The organism is Nodosilinea sp. LEGE 07298 (assembly GCF_015207265.1).
GTDB lineage: Bacteria > Cyanobacteriota > Cyanobacteriia > Phormidesmidales > Phormidesmidaceae > Nodosilinea.
Genome location: NZ_JADEXE010000394.1, coordinates 1 through 5,104 on the forward strand (window position 1 = coordinate 1; position 5,104 = coordinate 5,104).

General features: G+C 57.7%; 5 protein-coding genes. 3 read left to right on the forward strand and 2 right to left on the reverse strand.

Going from position 1 to position 5,104, the window contains the following annotated elements:
* Positions 1–447: 447 nt before the first annotated feature.
* Positions 448–2,349 (reverse strand): transketolase C-terminal domain-containing protein, encoded by a 1,902-nt coding sequence (locus tag IQ273_RS30115; RefSeq protein WP_194026781.1) that lies wholly within the window; start codon positions 2,347–2,349, stop codon positions 448–450.
* 459 nt (positions 2,350–2,808) lie between these two features.
* On the opposite strand from IQ273_RS30115, the gene IQ273_RS30120 reads away from it, so the two are divergent.
* A complete protein-coding gene (locus tag IQ273_RS30120) occupies positions 2,809–3,111 on the forward strand; it encodes a DUF2442 domain-containing protein (protein ID WP_194026782.1) in 303 nt (100 codons plus the stop codon).
* A gap of 55 nt (positions 3,112–3,166) precedes the next feature.
* Here the strand turns inward: IQ273_RS30120 and IQ273_RS30125 are convergent, their stop codons facing one another.
* Entirely contained in the window at positions 3,167–3,334 is a 168-nt protein-coding gene (locus IQ273_RS30125) for an isochorismate synthase (RefSeq protein WP_194026783.1), read from the reverse strand.
* Between the two features lie 219 nt (positions 3,335–3,553).
* On the opposite strand from IQ273_RS30125, the gene IQ273_RS30130 reads away from it, so the two are divergent.
* On the forward strand, positions 3,554–4,732 hold the full coding sequence (locus IQ273_RS30130) for a tetratricopeptide repeat protein (RefSeq protein ID WP_194026784.1): 1,179 nt from the start codon (positions 3,554–3,556) through the stop codon (positions 4,730–4,732).
* A gap of 4 nt (positions 4,733–4,736) precedes the next feature.
* On the forward strand, positions 4,737–5,104 hold a 368-nt coding region (locus IQ273_RS30135), incomplete at its 3' end, for a DNA-formamidopyrimidine glycosylase family protein (protein ID WP_278000607.1).

The window sequence follows — 5,104 nt, forward strand, 5'->3', positions numbered from 1 at the left end:
GCTGGGGACCGTTAGCCGCAGAGGTCATGGGGCAAGATTTCGGACAGGACTGTATCACCTTAGACCTATCCTGCTGCATTTCACATCACCGTAAGGGTGAGCTATGAACGCATTGGCGATCCACTATTCAAAGTTTCATCCCCCACCCCGCAGGTTGGATACAGCACATCAGCATCCAATCTGCACTTGTACAGAGCGATGCGCTACCCCTGCTGCCTGTGCAGCAGCAGGTAGGTCGGGGTCGGCAAAGCGCAGGGGTAAGTAGGCAAGCGCAATCAAGTATAAGTCGATGTAGGTTGGGGTTGAGGCACGAAACCCAACGTCCGCATGGGTTACGCTGTTGCTAACCCATCCTATATTTGAATTGGCCCACCCACTTACAGATTCTCGGTTTCTTCAAAAAACCGAGAATCTGTACCCCTCTTTTTAAGGGAGCAAGGTGGGGCTCTAACCCACCAGTTCCTTTACCTTGGCCATAATGCCATCGGGGTCAATGCCCTGGTGAATAAACTGCTCCCACAGGCCGCCGCTGCCCTCGTGGTGGGTGCCAATGTGGGCAAACTTGGGCGTATAGCCCCGCTCCAGCAGCCAGGAACCAAAGCGGCTGCCCAGACCTGTCTTGCGGTTAAAGGCCTCGGTCACCAGCACAAAGGGTGCTTTGCCTACCTTGGCCATAGTGTCTTCATCCACTACGTTGAGGGTGGCCTTGTTGATCAGACCCACATCAATGCCCTCCTGCTTCAGCCGCTCGACCGCGTCGAGGGCGCGGTAGACCGAGTCGCCAAAGGTGACAATGTAGCCTGCGCTGCCTTCCCGAATCACCTCATCTTTACCGGGGGTAAAGGTATAGTCGCCGCCAAACATCTCGTTGCCGTCGGTGTCGAGAATCATCGGCACCTTCGAGCGGGTCGAGAAGATAAAGCGCAAACCGGGGTCGTGGAAGACTTTCTTGACGCAGGCCTTCATCTGGTTGGGGTCGGCGGGGAAGTAGAGCTTGGTGTCGTAGCCATCGTTGAGGCCGTTGTCAGCAAAGAAGTTGTTGAGACCGAAGTGGCAGGTGTTGTCGGCCATATCGTCGATGCCCGAGTGGGAGAAATGGCACAGCAGGTTGGAGTAGTTCAACCGCGCCATAGTGATTTCAGAAATGCACATCTCCAAGAAGGCGGCAAAGGTGGCGAATACCCCCTGCTTGCCCTCGGCCATGCCAAAGCCCGCCGCCGCCGACAGGTTGCCCCGCTCCATAATGCCGCCGCTGATGAAGATCTCAGGGTAAGCCTTGCGAATTTGGGCCAGCCCGCAGGAGCCCTCCAGGTCGCTATCGACCACCAGCACGCTCTCTTTGCGGGCCATTTCATCCATTTCGCCCAGCACTTCGACCATGGCGTCGCCAAACACGTTGCGGTTCGCGCCCACGTTTTTGCTGGAACCCATGAACTCATAGGTGTTCTTGGGGGCCTTGATGCCTTCGAGAATCTCGACCGCTGCGGTGTGGCCTTTGGCAGTTAGGTAGGCGATCGCCGCTTTCACCGAGATCACATCGTGACCGTGGGTGCTGCCCTCAATGCCCTCAATGCCGACTGCCATCGCCCGCTTGTTGATCACCGCCACCGGGCCGGGGGTGTTGATCGCCTTGCAGATGTTGGCGTAGAGGCCATCAAGGTCTTCGCCGTCGCCTTCGAGTACCGTCAGACCGTGGCCCTCCAGGGTTTTCTTGACGCTGTAGCCGCCCATGTACTGGGAGGGGTGGCCTGCGATCGTGACATCGTTGTCGTCAACGAGAATCTTGACGTTGACGTGGTTGGCCACCGCAAAACGGGCCGCCTCCGCGTCGTCGCCCTCCTGCTGGGCACCATCAGAACCAAGACAAAACGCGACTTTGCCGGGGTTGGCCAGGGCCACACCGTTGACGTAGGGCCACATGTGCCCCAACCGACCCGAGCTAAACTTGACACCGGGGGTCAGCCCCAGCTCGGGGTGACCGGGCAGCTTTTCGTTGGCAGCGCGGTACTGCATCAGCTGCTCGGCGGGCATGTCGCCATTGAGCACCGACATTAAATACTGAGTGGCCACCCGGTGCCCAGCTTCGTCAAAGAAAATCGGCACATACTTGTCGCCCGCGCCGCGAAACAGCGCGTCGAGAATCATTACCTCGGGTACGGTGTCGTAAGGGCCGCCGGTATGACCGCCCACGCCCCGCGCCGCACCCGTAGCGGTAAAGAACACGATCGCATCCCGACACAGCTGAATGTTGGCCGCCAGCGCACTGCGCTGCTCGTCGGTGAGGGTGGGGTTGGACGCATCTAGAGAAATTTGCTGGTACGCGCCCAGGTCAATGGGAAAGCTTGTCATAAGTGTTTCGTCCTATAGGCTGGTTACAGAGAAGCGTGGAGCAAGGCGAGATTTTTTATAAAAGCAAGTCCACCGCTCAAGTTGGAGAGCAAAATCCACTACCTCCATCATTCAATACTCTGGCAAGGCTGTGAAGTTTTATTCGGTAAGAGTTGGTTAAGGGCGAAGGGGTGAGGGGGTAGATGGGTGGATGGGTAGAGAGTGGATGGGTGAGGGGTGATTGTGTGATGGAGTGGATGGGTAAAGGATAGATGGGTGAGGGGATGAACTCAATTATCCGTAGGGTGGGTTAGGTGGCCCAAGACTCTGCACCTAACCCGTCACCCTGCCCCGCCGTAACCCACCGCCCACCCATCGCGAGAAACTAGGTACTCAAGAGACCGGGTTTCTTCTGCGAGTTGTCAGGGTTTGCCGCTGTTGACGTAGCAACCCGGTCTCTGATGCGTCAGTGCAGTAGTTATGAAATACCCTAAGATTTGCCAGGCTGAGGCGATTAGCGATCGCATCCTCAGAGTCACCTTCACTGACCAGACCACCAAAGACTACGACATTAGCCCGCTGCTTTCAACGTCAATGTTTGCACCTCTCCAGCAGCCAGCCTTCTTCAAAAGCTTTACCATTGCTCCCGGCGGCTACGGAATTATTTGGAGCGAAGACATTGATGTCAGTGAGTACGAGCTTTGGAGGCATGGCACAGCACCTCAAGCCGATACAGAACTGAATCCTATCGGCATCGATCTCACAAATGCTAAAGCCCGCTGACTGCCTTAGCAAGCGGGCTTTGGGTACAGAATAAGTTGTAAAAACCATAGGTTTTCTAGAGGGTTTCGACCGTTTCGGCGTAGGTGTCGCCATCGAAGGGCTGCACCCCAGTTCTGGGATAGTTGTCGTCGTCGGGGCCAAAGATTCTGCCGACAGGCTCGGCAAAATACTGCATTAACCCTTCAAAAAAGTAGCCAAATACTGAGAGATTCAGACCTTTCATGACTGGCACCTCGCGGATTCAAGGACAGTGGATATAGGCAGACTATAGCGATACGTGTAGCGGGTCAGGGCTTAGTTATTTGGTGTACCCTGATACCTAAATGCTACGGGATCACCCAAGTCTGGCGGTGCGATGGTGACCATTCTTTACAGCGGTTGGCAAGTTGTAATATATGGAATGCACCCTTAACGACTTGGCTACCAGTAAGGAGACTTTCCTGTGAAACGCAGTCACGCGGCGATCGCAATATTGTGCGGGTTAATGGGCAGTTGGGCCGTTATACCCAACGTTCAAGCCGCTGCCCCAGTGTCGCCATCCCCAGCCCTAAGTGAGTTTGGCCAGGCCCCCGAACCGATGCCGCCGCTGTGGGTGGCGCAAAACAGCAGCAATGGCCTCAGCACCGCGCAGCAAGAGCAGGTAGACGACCTGCTGCGCCAGGGCCAAACCAAAGTATCGGCCCGCGACTATGCCGGGGCGATCGCAGCCTATCAGCAGGCCGCCGCCATCGATCGCCAAAACCCCCGCCTGTTTTCGGGCATTGGCTACCTCTACGTGCAGCAGAGCAACTACGGCGAAGCGATCAACGCCTACCGCCGCGCGATCGACCTCGACGGCAGCAACCTGGCCTTTCGCTATGGCCTGGCCCACAGTCAGTACAAAAACGGCCAGCTCGACGATGCCCTGGCCACCTATCGCGGCATTCTGGATACCAACCCCCGCGAGGTCAACGCCCACCTGGGCATTGGCGGCATTCAAATCGAGCGCAGCGACTACGACGCTGCCTTGGAAACCTATCAAAGTCTGGCCCGCATTGCTCCCAACAACGCCCAGGTCTATGAGGCGCTAGGCTCGCTCTACATTCAGCAAGAAAACTACGACCAGGCCCTCACCTACCTGAATCAGGGGCTGCGGGCCAACCCCAACGACGGCGATCTCCACGTCAGCGTAGCCAACATTTATTTGCTGCAAGAAAACTACGCCGAGGCCGCCAAAAACCTGCGTGAGGCCCTGCGGGCAGAACCTCAGAACGCCAATGCCCAGCACCAAATGGGCTACGTACTCTACCAGCAGGGCGATCGCGAGGCCGCCTTTGACTTTCTGCTACGGGCGGTGCGCCTCGACCCCGAGCTGGTAACGGCCCATGCTCTGCTAGGCGAACTGCTGCTAGAGCGCGAGCAGTACCTGCAAGCGGTGCTCTCCTACCGCAAGGTCGTCGATGCTTTGCCCAGTGACCCCGCCGCCTTTTACAACCTGGGGCTGGCGCTCTACGGTCAGGGGCTAGAGGCTCAGGCCCTCTCCAACCTGGAGCTGGCTGCCATTCTCTACAGCCGCCAGGGCGACCCAGAGGGGGCCGCCCGCGCTCGCGAGCTGATGAACTTTTGGGGCTACCAGCAGTAACCCCATGCCCGAAGGCCCTGAAATTCGCCGTGCTGCCGATAAAATTCAGCGAGCGATCGCCGGTGAAACCGCCTCCGATGTGTTCTTCGCCTTCGATCGGCTCAAACCCTATGAGGATGAGCTAGTCGGTCGCATAGTGACAGCGGTTAAGCCCTACGGCAAAGCCCTGGTCACCAGTTTCGACAACGGATTGGCGGTCTATAGCCACAACCAGCTCTACGGCATTTGGACGGTCTGTAAGCCCGATGCCGTTCCGCCCACCCGCCGCCAGCTCCGCTTTGCGGTGCAGACCTCGCGGCGGTGGGCCTTGCTCTACAGCGCCTCCGAAATCGAGGTGCTGAGCGCCGACGCGGTGCCCACCCACCCCTACAT